Origin of the sequence: Gottfriedia sp. S16(2024) (assembly GCF_050473765.1) — a bacterium.
GTDB lineage: Bacteria > Bacillota > Bacilli > Bacillales > Bacillaceae_G > Gottfriedia.
Window position 1 is genome coordinate 621,054 of sequence record NZ_JBFLUO010000001.1, and the last position, 17,609, is coordinate 638,662.

General features: G+C 37.2%; 10 protein-coding genes. 3 read left to right on the forward strand and 7 right to left on the reverse strand.

Annotated elements, in window-relative coordinates; all coding sequences use genetic code 11:
• The first annotated feature begins 571 nt into the window (after nt 1-571).
• A complete protein-coding gene (locus AB1282_RS03105) occupies nt 572-4,996 on the forward strand; it encodes an alpha-amylase family glycosyl hydrolase (RefSeq protein WP_429898418.1) in 4,425 nt (1,474 codons plus the stop codon).
• A 154-nt stretch (nt 4,997-5,150) separates the two neighbouring features.
• On the opposite strand, the gene AB1282_RS03110 is transcribed toward AB1282_RS03105, so the two are convergent.
• Complete coding sequence (locus tag AB1282_RS03110) at nt 5,151-5,981, reverse strand: MerR family transcriptional regulator (protein ID WP_056467972.1); 831 nt, start codon at nt 5,979-5,981, stop codon at nt 5,151-5,153.
• A 264-nt stretch (nt 5,982-6,245) separates the two neighbouring features.
• Between AB1282_RS03110 and AB1282_RS03115 the strand changes: the two genes are divergently transcribed.
• Nucleotides 6,246-7,634: an APC family permease gene (locus tag AB1282_RS03115; protein ID WP_390310952.1), complete on the forward strand. Its 1,389-nt coding sequence runs from the start codon at nt 6,246-6,248 to the stop codon at nt 7,632-7,634.
• 643 nt (nt 7,635-8,277) lie between these two features.
• Here the strand turns inward: AB1282_RS03115 and speB are convergent.
• The 4 genes from speB to AB1282_RS03135 all read right to left on the reverse strand — a co-directional run bounded on the left by speB (nt 8,278) and on the right by AB1282_RS03135 (nt 13,550).
• Nucleotides 8,278-9,276 carry an agmatinase gene (gene speB / locus AB1282_RS03120; RefSeq protein WP_056467966.1) on the reverse strand — a complete coding sequence of 333 codons (999 nt, stop codon included), beginning with the start codon at nt 9,274-9,276 and terminating at the stop codon, nt 8,278-8,280.
• Nucleotides 9,277-9,392: 116 nt separating this feature from the next.
• A complete protein-coding gene (locus AB1282_RS03125) occupies nt 9,393-10,577 on the reverse strand; it encodes an iron-containing alcohol dehydrogenase (protein WP_429898419.1) in 1,185 nt (394 codons plus the stop codon).
• Between the two features lie 60 nt (nt 10,578-10,637).
• The gene (locus tag AB1282_RS03130) at nt 10,638-12,110 is read right to left on the reverse strand and encodes an aldehyde dehydrogenase family protein (RefSeq protein ID WP_056467956.1); all 1,473 of its coding nucleotides are present in this window, start codon (nt 12,108-12,110) and stop codon (nt 10,638-10,640) included.
• A gap of 615 nt (nt 12,111-12,725) precedes the next feature.
• Nucleotides 12,726-13,550 (reverse strand): amidohydrolase family protein, encoded by an 825-nt coding sequence (locus AB1282_RS03135; RefSeq protein ID WP_056467946.1) that lies wholly within the window; start codon nt 13,548-13,550, stop codon nt 12,726-12,728.
• A gap of 416 nt (nt 13,551-13,966) precedes the next feature.
• Here AB1282_RS03135 and AB1282_RS03140 point away from each other — a divergent pair, with 416 nt between their 5' ends.
• The gene (locus AB1282_RS03140) at nt 13,967-14,212 is read left to right on the forward strand and encodes a hypothetical protein (RefSeq protein ID WP_429898420.1); all 246 of its coding nucleotides are present in this window, start codon (nt 13,967-13,969) and stop codon (nt 14,210-14,212) included.
• Here AB1282_RS03140 and AB1282_RS03145 read toward each other — a convergent pair.
• Nucleotides 14,209-14,343, reverse strand: coding sequence for a hypothetical protein (locus AB1282_RS03145; RefSeq protein WP_429898421.1), 135 nt, complete (start codon nt 14,341-14,343; stop codon nt 14,209-14,211). The genes AB1282_RS03140 and AB1282_RS03145 overlap by 4 nt on opposite strands.
• Before the next feature lie 410 nt (nt 14,344-14,753).
• Nucleotides 14,754-17,498, reverse strand: coding sequence for an alkaline phosphatase family protein (locus AB1282_RS03150; protein WP_429898422.1), 2,745 nt, complete (start codon nt 17,496-17,498; stop codon nt 14,754-14,756).
• Nucleotides 17,499-17,609 lie beyond the last annotated feature (111 nt).

The window sequence follows — 17,609 nt, forward strand, 5'->3', positions numbered from 1 at the left end:
AAGACGCAGTCCCACTTAATTAATTGGGATCGCGTCTTTTTGTGTTTGAGTTATGAAACTCGTTAATTACTATCTGCCCTATTAGTTTGAACAGCTAATAGTCCAGCTATACCGTGTGCAAACAATTTCTCTACTCTACTCCCCCCCCAACTATCTTCCTCAAACGGTTTCCTTCACGATCTCAATTCCTAAATAATTTGCTTTTTTAAAAAAGAATAAGTAAAATGCTCCACAATTTCTAGTACTTTTCTAACATCTATTTCTATTAATTGTTTGACTAATTCACTATTTTTCAAATCCTCTATCGTTTCATTTACAGCTTTTTCCCTTTATTCATCTGTTCAACTATATCCCTATGAACTCTATCTTGAATTGACATTAATCGTATTCAATTCAGAAAATTTGTATTATTTTGCTATTTCCCATTGATTTGTGTTAATAAAAAGATATAATTATTTTGAAAACAATTTGTGCAAACGTTTGCAATAAGTAAGCATTACCTACATACATATTTTTATTGCATCTTTTGTATAAACGTTTTCCTAACTTAGAAAGAGAAAGGGGTTTTTTCATGAGGAGAAAACAGAGATCAATATTATCGCTTGTTACTGTATTAGGATTAGTTCTCCAGATGTTTCCGGGATTTTTTACAAACGGAACTGTAAAAGCAGCAAAAACGACAGCTAGACAAGTTGTACTTGTAGGAAGCCTTCAAAAGTTGTTAGGAAATTCAGGTGATTGGGACCCATCTTCAAAACAAACAGAAATGGTGTATAAAGGTAATGGTCTCTATACATTTACTGGTACTTTACCAGCTGGAGAATATGAGTACAAAATCGCCATTGGTGGAAACTGGTCAGAAAATTACGGTGAAGGCGGAAATCCTGGCGGCAACAACATTAAACTAACACTATCCGAACAAAAGGATGTCACTTTCTATTATAATGATAACACTCATTCAATTACTGACAGCACTCATTACACTCCAATAGCGGACGAAAGACAACCACGCCTTGTTGGAACAATCCAGCCTGCTATTAATGCAGGGCCAGCTTGGAGCCCAGCAGACTCAACGGCCATATTAAAAGATGATAATTTCAAAAATATCTATTCCTTTACTACAAAAGTGCCAAGCGGTACTTACGAATACAAGATTGTACTAGGAAAAGATTGGACAGAGTCCTACCCTACTTCCAATCTAAAGTTAACTGTACTCTCTGAATCTACTATTACATTTTTCTTTAATAACCAAACAAAAGAAGTTTATACAGATTATAAACCAGCAGGATCTGATGGCTTAATTGATCAGAATGCCCTCTATCATGATTCATGGGATCAAGTATACAAAAAGCCATTTGGGGCCGTTCCAGAAAAGACACCTGTCACCTTCAGGATATCAGCTAAAAAAGGCGATTTAACAAGCGCGAGCCTTTATGTAAAAAACTATAATTCAGGTACAACAAAGGTTTTGACTATGAAGAATGTAGGTTGGTCAAACACAAAAGACAAAGGTGACCTTGAATACTGGGAGGCTACGTTTACTCCGACGGACAAAGGTGTTCATGGGTATAAATTCATTGTCAGAGACCAAGATACAACGGCAGAATATGGAGAAGACACACAAGAAGGTCATACTGGAAAAGCAGTAGATAAAAATGCAAGCCTTTTCCAACTGACAGTATATGACCCTAACTATCAAACCCCAGATTGGATGAAAGAAGCTGTCGTTTATCAAATCTTTCCGGATCGATTTTTTAACGGAAACAAGACAAATGACAATGTAAAGGACAAGGTTGGAGCTCGTGGTAATCAACCAATCGAACATCCCCCTTCTTGGACAAGCTTACCAGATAATCCTTATGAACAAGGAAATGGATCATATACTGGAGACGGTGAGTTTAGTAATGACTTTTATGGAGGCGACATTGCTGGAATCAAAGCTAAGCTTGATTACCTTCAATCACTGGGAGTCAACACACTCTATTTAAATCCGATTGCTCTTGCACCATCCAACCATAAATATGATGCAACAGATTACAAATTAGTGGATCCAATGTTTGGCTCAGAAAAAGAATTTAAAGACTTCACAAAAGAATTAGCAAAACGTAATATGCATTTAATTTTAGACGGTGTTTTTAACCACGTCTCAGATGATTCAATCTATTTTGACCGCTATAACAAATATAAAACAGTTGGTGCATATGAGTACTGGTCTCGTATTTATGATTTGATGAATAATGAAAAACTGTCAGAGGCTACTGCCAAAGAGAAAGCGAAAAAGCAATTTATCTCCGAAGGCCAATCCTTTAGCCCGTACGGTTTTGAAAATTGGTTCCAAATTGAAAATGTTAAAGTGCCAAATGAAAAAGTCAACGGTGTTTCAAATGGAGAACATTATAAGTATGAAGGTTGGTGGGGCTATGACAGTCTCCCAGTATTTGAATCAAAAGAAGGTTCAAAGGTGGATCACCCTAGCGAACTTAACAACACTGAATTTGCTAACTATATAATGTATGATAAGGATTCTGTAAGCAAATCATGGATTGATCGCGGTTCTTCTGGCTGGCGTTTAGATGTAGCGAATGAAGTAGACAGCTCATTTTGGCAGGAATTTCGAAAAGAAATTAAATCCAAGAAGATGACAGGCGCAGGTCAAACTCTTCAAAAAGATGAAAAACCACTTATTTTAGGAGAAATTTGGGATGACGCTTCCAAATACTTTTTAGGAGATCAATATGACTCCGTAATGAATTATCGTTTCCGCGGTGCCATACTAGATTATTTAAAGAATGGTAATGCAGAAAATGCACAAAACTCCCTTCTTGCTGTTCAAGAGGATTATCCAAAGGAAGCTTTTTATGCTCTCATGAATCTAATGGGATCTCATGATACTGCACGAGCTATATTCCTACTAGGCAACGGAACAGATACTTACAATCGAGCTGAACAAGATCCAAACTATAATTACAATGAAGGTGTGAAACGATTAAAGCTAGCCTCTATCCTTCAAATGGGTTATCCTGGTGCACCGACCATTTATTATGGAGATGAAGCGGGTCAAACAGGATCAAAAGATCCAGATGATCGCCGTACGTATCCATGGGGAAATGAAAACCAAGATTTGATTAAACATTATCAAACGATTGGTCAAATTCGAAGTAAAAATTCCGATCTATTTAGTCACGGAGATCTTCACCATATTTATGCTAAAAACGATGTATTAGCTTACGTTCGTACTAAAGGAACAAAATCAGCCCTCATCATCATCAACAGAGGGAAAACTGCACAAACTGTTGAAGTTGACACTAAAACGCTGATTGCGAACGGAATTCGTCTAGAAGACCAATTGGATAAAAAATATGTTGCTACAGTGAAGGATGGCAAGTTAACATTGAGCGTTCCTGCTGAATCAGGAAGAATGTTAATATCCAATAATGACGTAAAAAATCCACAGTCAGTTAAAAATGTAATTGGGACTGTAGGCTCTAAACAAATTACTTTAAGCTGGACAGGAACTGGCACAAAATTCAATGTTTATCAATCTACTATTGCAGGCGGATTATGGACAAAAGTAAAAGAAACGACGAACACTTCTGTAAACATTTCAGATTTAAATAATGGTCGTAACTACTATTTTTCTGTAACTGCTGTAGATGCTAACGGGAACGAATCTGAACCTGCAGTCTCAGTTGGTCTCGTACCTCACTACGATGTTAGCAAAGCTAGCGTGGCCAACATGACAGCCTTAGCTAATCAGGAGCTGAATTTAGCGCTTGATTCTACTGTTAAAGCAACTTTTTACTTGCAAGGTGCAACAGAAACAGGTCCAGCTGAAGGAGTTACAGCCGAGCTTCAAGTAAGAATGAAAGGCCAGACTGCTTGGGAATCATACCAAACTCTATATAATGGTCAGTCTCAAGAAAATCAAGCTAATGAGTTTCAAGGTAGCTTCACACCATTAGAGGCTGGCATATATGAATACAGAATGGCCTTCACACCTAATTTAGGTAATACATGGGTATACTCTGAAACAAAAGAAGTGAATTATACACGTAGCACTTTAGATAATACGCCCCCTGCTAGTAAGGTCACTTTGGAGACACCAATTAAAGAGTCTGGTCAAGTTAACTTGAACTGGAAACTTACGCAGCCAGATCAGCCATATAAAGCAGTCATTTATCGTGACGGTCATTTACTTACTTCAGTAAACGGGGACACTACTACCTTACGTGATTATCAGGTCACAAACGGTACAGCATATAACTACCAAATCCGTGTCTTTGATCAAGCAGGGAACTATGTGGATTCAAATACTGTAAGTGTTACACCAGATATTGTCATGGTACAAGTCACATTTAAGGTACATGCACCAGATGACACACCATTGTCAGCACAAATGAATATACCTAACAGCTTAAATGGTTGGAATACAGGTGCATGGTCAATGAGCCGAAATGGCGCTGTTACACCAGATTGGGAATATACAGTTGAGCTTGAAGAAGGAACTGAAATTACCTACAAATATACGAGAGACAACACATGGGATCACGAAGGATTAGCAGACCATACACCATCTGATCCATCAGACGATGATATCAGTTACTACGGTTACGGTGCGACTGGAACTGATATGAAAATAGTTGTTTCAAACCAAGGTGGCAACAAAATGACTGTTCAAGATACAATTTTACGCTGGATTGATAAGCCACTTGTAGTAAGCCAAATTGATGTAAATGGTTCAACTTTAACTGTCAAAGGGAATGCTATTAAAGGAGCTAACCTCACTATCAACGGGGAAAAAGTAACTACTGATAATGAGATGAAATTCACTCAATCTATTAATCTAAAAGAAGGTCAGACACAAGTACCATTACACATTGAACCAACTGATACAACCAAATCCACGATTTTTAAAGGTGATGGTGGTTCGATTAATAAAAACACAAAAAACTATGTGATTGATGTTGTTAATAAGACGATTAGTGAGTCTAAATAAATAGAAACGGAAAAGGTCTGCTGAGTTTGGCAGACCTTTCTAGGGTTAATTTTGTTAAATTATTTTTAGGTCCCTTTATATGGGACCTTTACGCTCATTAATCTCTACTAATATAGAGTGAATAGCTCTCCAAATTCGTATATCCAGAGAAATTTCAAATTTTTTTAACTGGGACTTGAATTTCAAACATGACTTCATTCGGATTATCCGTTACGGTAATATCCACCACCATGATCTGCAATGCGCCACCAATAATACGATAGCCTGTTTCATGAAGGTATGTAAATAATTTATTTAAGCTTTTACTGCGATTCCTTAATAATTCCCCATTATAGCGGATGCATGCAAATAACCCTTCAGGAATCATTTTCAGATACTCTTTTTGTATTTTTTCATCCTTTTTCGCTACAACAAATATCACTGAGGGCTCTTCAAACCGTTTATCCTTAATGTCATCTTCTTCGATGATAATGCCCAAGCGATTACTCGCGAGAATGGGTGCCTTCTCTGTTAGCATGGTTTCCAACCGGATAATACTGTAACAAAGTTCCAAATTACTATTAATTTTTTCATTTAAAGTAATTAACTTTCTACTTTTTATTTCGCGAAAGATAATCTCTTGAAATGCTTCTTTTCTTGAAATATTGTCTAAATAGGCTATTTTTTCTTTGATGTTTACTTCTATCTCGGTTAATTCCTTTAGTTTCGAAACAAGTTCAGCATGTTTGGCTTTAAGAATCTCACTTGATTTCTTAAAATTTCGTTGATTGAAATACTGTTTAATTTCATCTGTGCTCATCCCAATTTGACGAAGCTCTTTGATGGTTCCAAGGATCTCGTACTGAAAAATGGAGTAGTATCGGTATCCTGTTTCGGGATCAACAAATTTCGGTTTAAATAAATCAATTCGGTCATAATGACGCAAAGCCTCTGTCGTCATTCCTCTTAACTTGGCTATCTCACTTATCGTTAACCTTTCTTTCATAAAAACACCACCGTTTCCGAGAGTTAGAATAGAAGAAAAATGCTAAAACAAATTCTATTGACTTTTGTGTAACACAAAGCTTTACTATGATTATACACAATATTCAGATTAATCTGAATGAATAAATAAGGGTGGTGATAAAAATAGAAGATTTTTTGTTTAGTAGAGAACCCCAAGTATAACCTCATTGACCTCTGTAAGATTGAAAAGAAACAATGTTTAGAGCTAAAAGACCCTATTAAATTCGTAAAGGAGATATGGAACTTGGCTGAAAAAATAACGCTTAGAAGATCACTTACATTGTTTCACGTTGTTTTTTTAGGTTTAGCATGGAATAATCCGATGGTTTTCTTTAACACTTATGGCATTGCAGCGAATAGTTCTAAGGGAGTGCTGGCGGGTGCGTATGCAATTGCATTTATGGCGATTGTTTTTACTGCATTAAGCTATGGAAAGATGGCAAAGGCTCACCCGGTTTCAGGTTCAGCTTATACTTATACTCAGAGGTCGATGAATTCCGAAACCGGCTTTATGATTGGCTGGACCATTTTATTAGATTATTTACTGACACCGATGATTACCTGTCTTATGTCCGCTGTATTTTTAACATCGCAATTTCCACAAGTTCCATTTTGGCTTTGGATTGTAATCCTAAATATCGGCATTACGATCATTAGTTATATTGGTATAAACGTTTCAGCAAATACAAGCAAGATTTTTGTGATCGCCCAAATCCTTTTTATAATTGTCTTTGCATTCTTAACGATAAAAAGCGTCTTAAACGGAATGGGTACAGGTACACTTTTAGCAGTTGAACCTTTCTTTAAATCAAATGTTTCAACTTCTGTTCTCCTGTCTGGAGCTTCCATTCTCTGCTTCAGCTTTCTAGGATTTGATTCTGTTACAACATTGTCTGAGGAAACCATTAATCCTGAAAAAACGATCCCTAAAGCAATTTTTGTCATGATGGTGATTATGGGTTTAATCTACATTGGTTCCTCCTATCTGGCTCAGATTGTCTTTCCTGGATATGCCTTCAAAAACACTGATTCTGCGGCGCTAGAGCTCGTAAAAATGGTTGGTGGCAATTTATTTAGCTCTTTATTCATAACGGTTATGATAATTGGTAATTTTACTTCAGGTGTTTCCTCTGTTACAAGCGTATCTCGAGTGCTATATGTAATGGGACGCGATTCTGTTTTACCTAAAAAGACATTTGGATACATACATCCACGATTTAGAACACCAACTGCTAATATTCTTATTGTTAGTTTAATTTCTATGTTAGGGACTGTCCTAAGCCTTGATACAGCGATCACTTTTATAAATTTCGGAGCTCTTATTGCATTTACTTTTGTCAATCTTTCTGTAATCGCTCACTATTATATTAAAAATTGTAAGCGTTCTCCCAAAGGGACTATTCAGTACTTAATTTTTCCTTTAATTGGGGCAGGATTCATCTTATGGCTATGGTCCTATTTGAATATAAATGCGTTAATTTTAGGGGTCAGCTGGATGGCAGTTGGGTTTTTATATCTGACTTTCTTGACAAAATTCTTCCGTCAACGTCTTCGAAAACTACATTTTGATGAAGTGAATGATGAATTTATGTTAATGGAAGGTAAAGAGAAAAATATTCCAGTCCATTCATAATAGTATGTAGTAGGAAAAGGAAGCGAATAAAATAAAAAACTGGATTTCCCATTTGTGTTTAAGGAATCTAGTATCCAAAGGACTCCTCAAAATTTGTGGAGTTCCTTTTATTTTTGCTCATTAAAACAAAGAGCCAAAGGGATCTAAAACAGGCTATAATGAAAAACTTGAGTACACAGTAGCATTTGTAGTAAATCATTATGAAATAGAGCGTTCAGGATTGGGGTGTTTTGAGTGAATAGTTTAATAAATTACAGGACAATTATTTACGCTAACTCGATAACAATGTGATTAAGTTATGAGAAAGTAACGGTCCACCTTGTATCCCCAGTAAAACCAATTTATTTATGGCGTTTATGAACACTTCCTCATACACGTTAGGGCACTAATTTAAACCATTTTCCTAAGACGCTGACAGAACAACATCCGTTTGTTCGATTCCTACAATATGAAAATTTGATTCCCATAACTTTATTAAGGCTGAAGCAGCGCGTAAAACCAGGCAAAATTTACTCGTACTCCTGGGTGAAACTGAACAGAACTTCCATTTTTGCATGCAAAAAGGACAGGCAAGGGTAGTTTTTCCCCTTCACTGTCCTTTTAGCTAGAACTTTCTCCCCTTTTGGTGACGAAACGAATCCGTTTAAAATAACATTTCGTTCTTCTCTTTTCCGTATTTTTTATTCCCTTTTATCTCTTTTTCCTTTAATACATAGCTGAGTAAGTCTAGTACAATACGGGCTGCTACTTGTCCGGTCATGCCAGTAGGATCATATTGCGGAGCAACTTCTACTAAATCAAAACCGATGACCTCTCCTCTTTTGGAAATCCCTTCAAGCAATTCATTAACCTCATCGTAGAGGAGACCACCTGGAGAAGGCGTTCCTGTTCCAGGTGCAATGGATGGATCGATACCGTCAATATCAATTGTTACATAATATTTTTCGCCGGCAGGAACTAGCTCCAGCACTTCCTTAAGTCCCATCTTTCTCATCTGCCGCGGCGATAGGATCACGCTGCCATACGATCTTGCTGCTTCGACGTCTTCTTTTTTGCTGCTGCTGATCCCGCGAATGCCAAATTGAAATATTTTCTGAACATGATCTAGTTCTGATAAGCGGCGAATGCAATTTCCATGACCATACCGCATTCCAGAGCGATGGTCTGCCCAGTCTAAATGGGCATCAATTTGAATCACATGAAACGGACCTATATCTTCTAGTCCCTTTCCGACTGCTGCTGTGATAGAATGATCACCGCCTAATACAACCGGCATAGCACCTTTAGAAATGATTTTTCGGATAGCTTCTTCTGTATTCTCATGGCATTGCATAATATCCCCGTGTACCATGTCTACATCACCGCAATCGGCGACTTTCCATTCTGGCCCAAGGTACATAATGTCGTTTTCAATGTCATAAGCACCATCCAGACCGAAACTATATAATGTAGAGCCTTCGCGAATTCCTCTAGGGCCCATTCTTGCTCCTGATTTCCATTGTGTACCCATGTCATTAGGCACCCCGATGACCGCCACATCTGCATCAAGCTCATCCAGGTTCGCACATATTGGATATTTTCCAAAAGTACAAATGCCTGTAAAAGGTAAATTTAATACCTGCTTTTCATCCCGATTAGACATTCATGCTACCTCCTTCCAAATTTTTATCCTCGCTTCTTTATGAAATATTTTCTGCCGGATGACCATTTCTTAACTGAGGATTTTACATTTTGCTTCGATCCATTTTACACATTAATTTAATTTTTAATAAAAGTGGTGTTTTTAACCTCATAAGTTTTTTGAAATAAGCTCAGATAATCTTTCTCTGTCAAATCTCTTGAATTGGCCTGAGTACACAAATGTTTATAGGCTCCTTCCGCTAGGAAAGGGAAGTCTTCGGGATTTACATTCCCTAAATCTTGGAAGCTAGGGATACCAATTTTATTTGCCAGCCCTTTTAACAACGCAACACCCTCGTATGCAGTTTCTTCCATTGTTTTTCCTTCTGGATTTGCCCCAAGTTTGATTGCTACCATAGCGTGCTTTTCTGGATTGGATGGAATATTAAATTCAAATACATGTGGAAGAAAAATAGAATTCGCTACACCATGTGGAGTATCATAAAGTCCTCCGAGTGGTTCAGCCATCGCATGTACTGCCCCAAGATCCGTGTTATCAAAGGCGATTCCCGCAACTAAACTGCCCAATAGCATATTTTTCCTAGCTTCTAAATCGTGGCCATTTTCAACTGCTAATGGAAGATATTTTGCTATTAATTCTATTGCATATAGTCCTAAAGCATCTGATAGTGGTTGTGCAACTTTGCAGGTATAAGCTTCGATTGCATGTGTGAGTGCATCCATTCCTGTAGCGGCTGTAATTGATTTAGGCAATGTTAGCGTCAATTCAGGGTCGACAAGTGCTAGTTTAGGAGCGATTTTCAAATCTAGTATCGCCTCCTTCTGTTTCGTCACGGTATCGGTAATGACAGAACCTCTTGTAACTTCACTACCGGTGCCTGAAGTTGTGGGAATACAAATTAATGGTGGAATTTCACGTTCCAGTAAATTTACGCCGTAACGTTCTCTTAGCTCTCCTCCGTTTGTAAGTAGTGTTCCAATTGCTTTGGCTGTATCCATCGAACTTCCGCCACCGAGACCAATTAAAAGATCAATGTTCTCGTTTTTAAACTGTTGATAAGCACTCTCGCAATCTACATCTTTTGGATTTGGAGCTATTTTATCGTAAACAATATAATTGACACCTTCTTGATCTAATGACTGTGTGATTTTATCCAAGATTCCTGTTTGTGCAAGACCTTTATCGGTAATAATAAGGGCTTTATTTCCACCTAATTCTTTAGCTCTTTTCCCAATATTCTTTACTGTTCCATTCCCAAACTCTATAGAAGTAGGCAGATTAAAATGAAAATCCCATAACATAATAAATTCCTCCTCGTTTTTTTGAATATTTAGAATTTATAACTGATTTTTTTCCTCGATTTAATGGCTAAACCATTCAGTTGGCTTAACATCTAAATTTATATTAATTTGTTTTACTTCAGTAAACGTATCTAAGCCAAAGGTTCCTAACCCGCGTCCAATCCCGCTCTGCTTGTAACCTCCCCACGGTGCTTCATTATAGGCAAGGTTATATGCATTAACATAGGTAATTCCGGCTCTTACTTTTTTAATAACCCTCAAAGCTTTTGCGCCATCTTGTGAAAAAACACCTGCAGCAAGACCGTATGAAGTATCATTTGCCAGTTGGATGGCTTCCTCTTCATCTTTAAACTTTTGAACGACAAGAACTGGCCCAAAAATTTCTTCCTGAACAATTCTCATGTCAGGTTTAGTATCAACAAATATTGCTGGCTCAATGAAGTAACCATTTTCAAGCCCTTCGCTAGAAATACGGTTTCCACCACAAGCTAATGTTGCTCCTTCGTCTACCCCAATTTGAATATATTCAAGAATCTTCTTCATATGGTCTTCACTTACAAGCGGTCCCATTTCTGTAGAAGAATCATCCCCAGGGCCAACCTGAATCTTTTTCGCTCTTTCTACCAATCTAGCAATAAACTTATCATGGATGCTCTCTTCTAACAGCAAACGGGATCCTGCATTACATACTTGGCCGGTATTTGTAAAAATTCCATTCAGAGTATAATCGATGGCTGTCTCAAAATCAGCGTCTGCAAAAACAATATTTGGTGACTTGCCGCCTAACTCGAGTGAAATGTTTTTAATATTTCCTGTTGCAGAATTCATAATGCTTCTACCCGTTGCTGTACTACCTGTAAAAGATATCAGATCTACCTTTTGACTTTCCGCTATTTCATTTCCTACTGTTGAACCACCTCCCAAAACTAGGTTTACAACACCAGCTGGTATTCCAACTTCTTCCATGATTTCAAATAATTTGTAAGTAGTGACTGGAGTGATTTCAGCAGGTTTAAAAACAAGCGTATTTCCCGCAGCAAGCGCAGGGGCTATTTTCCAAGCTCCCGTCAACAATGGAAAATTCCATGGGGCAATAAGTCCGCATACACCGACAGGTTCCCGAATAACCATGGCTTGGACAGGATCGGCAACAGAATAGGTTTGACCATTTGGCTTAGTCACTAGCCCTGCATAATATCGAAAGCAATTCACGGTATCAGCAAGATCAAACTCTGATTCTTTAAGGGGTTTTCCCATATTCTCTGTTTCAAGTTTGCTTAGCTCTTCTGCCTTTTCTTCAATCTTATCTGCTATTTTAAATAAATAAGAAGCACGTTCAGATGCCGGTAATTCTGACCAAATTCCTGAGTCAAAAGCTGTTCGTGCTGCATTAATTGCCATTTGGGCCTCTTCTCTACTCCCGCGTGGAGACTCAGCCATGATTTTACCGTTTGCGGGATTCACAGCATGACTCTTTTCTCCGCTTATTGAATCCATCCATTCACCATTAATAAACATTTTCAACTTTAACATTTTGATAAACCTCCAATATGTTATTTTTACATTGCCTGTAGAGATAACCTCACAGTCGATGCCTAGGATATTATTTGAGATTAATAGATTATTTCATAAAGGTATAAGATAGGTTAAGCTTTTCCCCATCTTACCTTTGCTGAAAAGAATAGCCATAAACGTAATATCATACGCGTCTGCTAGTGCGCCATTCACTAGCGCTTACTTCTTCTTTAACCCCCTCCATATTAATAAATTTAATTATCAAATCATTTTGAAGATTTAGTATTTTTAGTGTAAACCTTGTTGTTACACAAAGGTCAATAAGTGTTTTTTATTTTTTTCATGAGATAATTCCTATGAAAATAAAGGGAAAATTCACCATTAGTGAAATAGAGAGAATAAGTGGGTTAACGAAGGTAATAAAGAAGAGCATAAAAGGCTTGATAAAAAAATAGGGAAAAGGCTTTAGGTGACTATGTTCGTCCCTTTTTCCTTTTCCCCTTTTCTATCAGTTTTCTCAGTCAGAATACTTATGCCAATAAAAAGAAGGTAACCTTCACACTAAATTGTACCCTTTGTAAAGAACGATAAAAAAAAGGGTATAATTTACAAGGGTTAGTTGCCTCCTTTTTCCTATTCTATTAATCCTAAAAAGTTTTTTCCAAGTATGTATTCCTTTTCGTTATCAGGAATTAAAAGGGATTCCACCCATCTTTTCTTGTCCGAATAGTCATATTCATTAAATGTCTTCATTCCATATGGTCCGTCACAGCCAAAAAGAACTTTACGGTAACCTAAAGCCTCTACCGCTTGTTTTACAATTGACGGATTAAGATAATCACTTGATGTATCAACATATACATTTGGTTGTTCCTTAACGTATTTCCATAGTTTTTTCCAAAATGGTAGACCAGCGTGAGCATAAATTAATTTAAGATTAGGGAATTTTTCAGGTAGATATTTATAGGAGTTAATCTCAGAAGAAAGATGAATAATCATGGGTACACCTTTTGATTCACATAGAGCAGCAACTGGTTCAAGAGCTTTAATACTATAACCATGCATAAATGGATGAGCCTTTACCCCAATAAAACTAGGGTTATTAAGATAGAAATCTATTTCTTCCATAAAATTAGGAATCATAGGGTTGACAGCTACCCAACCTAGAAAACGGTCTGGAAATCTAGCAATTGCAGTAGCCACGATCTCGTTTTCCGGCTCGGTAAAAATCTTATATGTGTTACCATAAAGTTTCAAATAGCCATCTTTCACTAATCCATCATAAATTTTTTGCCCAATTTGAGGTGTATTAAGTATTAGAAAACGGAATAATCGCTGTATCTGATACTGAGTGGTACTATCCGATTCAAACATTGTTTCACTCATAGGCGGGATTAGAGCAGTTTTTGCTATATGATTTCTATCCATCTCCTCTATCATTTTTTCTAAAGTCAGCATGGATTCATCCACGTGAAAATGACAATCAATAATTATATAAATCTCCCCATTTCTATTATTTTCAATGTATTGAATTATCAACAGTGAACTCAAATTTTAAAATTGAGCACTTTTAGCCCATTATTACTAGTATCAAATATATGCTTTGAATAAAAACTTTATTAAATTAAAGACTTCTGTGCAGATCAAGAAATATTCTTACTTTATAACTTTTCTCCATACTTAGAGGGTGCGGTTAATCCTAATTTTTTCATGATTTCCTCCTAACATTAAATTATTCATATTTAATGTTAGCAAAATATTAGAAGGAAAAGTGTTCCATAAATGACATTTCTTTATACTTTTTTGGAATATCCATCAAACCATCCTATGGTATAATATAACAATTAATCTAACAGATTTAGAAGGTGTTTGTGATGACTTATTTAAGTAATTTGACCAAAAAAATAAAACCTTTTTTTATAGCTGTGATGATAGGTAGTCTTTTTATTATTAAACCTCAAAATATTGATTTGAAAATAATTTTAATGTGCATTTTAGGTGGTTCTCTTATATTAGAATCTTATATTTTAAGTTACAAAAATAAAAAGGTGACTAATCGTATCGATTTGTTTTTTGGTTTGTTTTTAATTTTTTTTTCTATCTTTCAAAAAATAAATTAACGTTCATTTGTAAACTTCAAACGCTCCAATATTGTATCAAGTTTTTCGTTCATTATAAAAGGTGTTACAGGATTATAAAGGCGAACTGAATTTCCTTTAATAACTTGTTTAACAGCTTCTTCTACCTTCATAACTTCTTTTAATTCAATTACCTGTTCAAAACAATCTATATCTTTATCAATAAAGAGTCTAGAGCCACTTTCTCGATCCGTTATAAATTCATAATAGTACTAAAGCAAAATAGGGAAGGATTAAGGTGACTACAATATTCCCTACTTCCTTTCCCCTATTTTCTTTTGTCAATTGTCATTCTGATTTTGACAAAGGTTTATTATTTTAAAACAAGCTCAACCACGCACTCACATGTGTGGACTTTAATTGACAAAACATTGAATGTTGGTGGGTTTACTAACATTCTTAAAAGCTTTTTATCTCCAGGTAACCTTCATACTAATCCATACCTTTTATTATATATTCGAAAAAGAGGCTAACTCCATAAATAATGAAAGCAGCCTCTTTCTCTTAGATATCCTTTACTTTTTTAATTATTTGCCGGAGAAGGTGCGCTGCTTTCAGGTTGCTTCAGAACTTCCTCTGGGCTGAGCGGTTGTTTATCCCCCGGATATGGTTGATCAAAGCCTTCTGTTGCGTACCAAACTGAATGATTCAGCATGTTGGCGTTGACTTCATCCGGAGAAGCATTTTTTCCGGTGAAAAGGTGCTTGTTCTTGTTAGACCATTCCGTCCATTTTTTTGAAAGTTCTTTTGACTCTGGTGTAACTTGTTCTGTATTTGCAAGTGCAGCCGTATTGGAGTTTGGCTGTCCGTTTAAAGTATCAAGCGGTATCTGGTTAGGCTCGAAGTTATACGGTGTAAAGTCAGGCTTGTCTGTAAAGAGTTCACTCATCGGTTCTGCAGCTGCATCATTTTGGTTCATGGCAGGGAGACCAAGAATTTGCTCGATACTTCTTACCATATTTATGACAGTCCAATAGTGGCTGTCTGTAATACCTTTTTTCACCCATGGACTGATTACATGCGCAGGCTGACGATGACCATCGACATGGTCTAATCCATTCTGTGAATCATCTTGAGTAATGAAGATGACGGAGTCCTTCCAATAAGGACTATGTGAAATAAGGTCAACGATTTTACCAATAGCAAGATCATTATCCGCAACCATAGCTTGTGGTGTAGGAGAACCTGTTGCATTTCCTGCAGTATGGTCATCCATTACCCACAATGTGTTTAAGGTCGGTAAATCGTTATTTTTGACGTGTTCTTCAAACCTTTGCTTAAATATTTCAAATCGATATTGATCTGGAATATTCGTATCAAAGGTTGGGAAAGGTTTATAGGTAATCGTTCCGAGAGATGGAATATCATATGTTGCCGAATAGTTTCCTATTGGTACATGAAGATCGCCCTCTTTCTGACCGGAAAGGATCTGATAATCTTTGTACCAGTCTGTCCAAGTTCCAAAAGGTGCTGATCCGGTGAAACCTGTTGTATCTTCGCCGAAGTTTTCTACAGATAAATTATTTTTTGCTGCTTGATCCCATAAGTGTCCTGTAGGTGCGTACGCCATAGGATCCCCGGCCCCTCCAGGATAGCTTCTAACATTAGCTGAATCTGTTTCTTTATCCTCATAGTCCGTGTTAGTTCCTTGCATTACCCATTGGTGTCCGCTTGCTGATTGAATACCTGAAGTATATACGTTATCAAGGAGCGGGAAGGTACTTGCAAGTTTGTGAATGTTTGGAGTTACTGCTTTTGGGAACTGAGTTAAGGCTGGTTCTCCATTCCCTTTACCTAAATCTCCTAAAACCTGATCATAAGTGCGGTTTTCTTTAATAATATAGAATACATGTTTAATTGTTGAAGGCTCACCAACCCGCTCAGGCATAGCAACAGGTTTTTTATTTTGACGAGGTTTTGCGTTTAGGTTCTTTAAACCAAACCAGTTGTTGTCGGCAAAAACCTGCTTGGTTCCTTTTGCAAGATCCTCGGCAGATGGGAATGGGATTAATGAAAGAGAACCAATTTGGGCATATGACGATTTCCCGGTAACCTTAATTCCTTGAATCGTTAAATCACGTGCAGGTCCACGTGAACCAATACCATCCGCATTAGCAACGATTAACTTCTTATTTTCAGAATCAACAGCGATATCTACTGGAAACCAGGCTGTCGGCAAGAGTCCTTGTAGTTCAGGAGTCTTTTTAGGTCCTTGCCAATCGTATACTGCAATCGCATTATCCCGCCCAAGGCTTACCATTAATTTATTATCTACCACTTTCACAGCGTTAGGTGCTGATCCTTTAGCAGCATTAGGGTATGGTTTAATGTCTATTGTTTGTGCGACCGTATTAGTTTTGGAATCAATGACAGAAACCGTGTCGCTATTTGTATTTGCTACAAATATGTATTGGCCAGACTGCGTCATACGTTCAGGTTGCACACCAACTTCGATCGTTTTTATTACTTTATTCGTAGTCAAGTCAATAACAGATACTGTTCCTGTCGTCGTTGCTCCTGTTTTAGGATCCACAACCACTTTTGTCCCTGAAGAATCTACCGTTGTGTCCCCTTCTTTTGCGGCACGGCCCCCCTGATTCGTTACATAAGCAAAGTTGTCTTTAACTAATACACCTGTAGGCGCATTTTCTACTGCTACTTTAGTTACAGACCCCGTTTGAGGATTAATAACTCCAAGGCTGTTATCACGATTTAGGGCAACTAGCAGCTTACCTTCTTGCGTAACCGCTATATCAAGTGGATTAATATTTCCGCCAACAGATGCTTTCGGCAGATTAATGCTTTTTGTGACAGATGGGGTTCCATCTTCACTAACTGACAAGACGACTACTTTTCCGGTTGTCCCTGATGAACCTGTTGCATATAACTGGCTACCATCCGCAGAATAAGCTAATCCCCACATTTGAGAGAGGCCAATAGATAAATCTTGAGTAGTTAATTTTCCGGTCGAAAGATCAACAATGTTAATTCCTTTTCCACCGTAATTATTGCGTCCAACGATAGTTGCTGCTGTCTTACCATTTGGATGTACAGCAACCGATATAGGGTTGCCCCCAAATTCAATTTGTTTTCCTGCTGGTGTGATAAGTTGATTGACAGGTGTTAATACAGAGCCGTCTGCCTGATTGCCTACGAGCCTGTTTCCAAATGCATTATCATTTGCAGCATAAGCACCGGCAGATCCTAACAAAACCGTACTTAAGGCAACCCCAGCGATCAATTTTGTCTTATTTACTTTTTTCTTCATTAATTTTCACTCCTTTCTGAATCTTCTTAAAGAATACTCCTATTCTTTTAATCTACTACTCCAATTTAGTAAATTTATATAAAGGTTATATTTAGTAGAGTTAAGTATTAA

Bases quoted from the DNA above. Each gene is read 5' to 3' on its own strand.
- AB1282_RS03130 (WP_056467956.1), bottom strand. From the start codon at position 12,110: ATGTTAAAGTTGAAAATGTTTATTAATGGTGAATGGATGGATTCAATA.
- AB1282_RS03150 (WP_429898422.1), bottom strand. From the start codon at position 17,498: ATGAAGAAAAAAGTAAATAAGACAAAATTGATCGCTGGGGTTGCCTTA.
- speB (WP_056467966.1), bottom strand. From the start codon at position 9,276: ATGTCTAATCGGGATGAAAAGCAGGTATTAAATTTACCTTTTACAGGC.
- AB1282_RS03135 (WP_056467946.1), bottom strand. From the start codon at position 13,550: ATGCTGACTTTAGAAAAAATGATAGAGGAGATGGATAGAAATCATATA.
- AB1282_RS03140 (WP_429898420.1), top strand. From the start codon at position 13,967: ATGACTTATTTAAGTAATTTGACCAAAAAAATAAAACCTTTTTTTATA.
- AB1282_RS03110 (WP_056467972.1), bottom strand. From the start codon at position 5,981: ATGAAAGAAAGGTTAACGATAAGTGAGATAGCCAAGTTAAGAGGAATG.
- AB1282_RS03125 (WP_429898419.1), bottom strand. From the start codon at position 10,577: ATGTTATGGGATTTTCATTTTAATCTGCCTACTTCTATAGAGTTTGGG.
- AB1282_RS03145 (WP_429898421.1), bottom strand. From the start codon at position 14,343: ATGAAGGTAGAAGAAGCTGTTAAACAAGTTATTAAAGGAAATTCAGTT.
- AB1282_RS03105 (WP_429898418.1), top strand. From the start codon at position 572: ATGAGGAGAAAACAGAGATCAATATTATCGCTTGTTACTGTATTAGGA.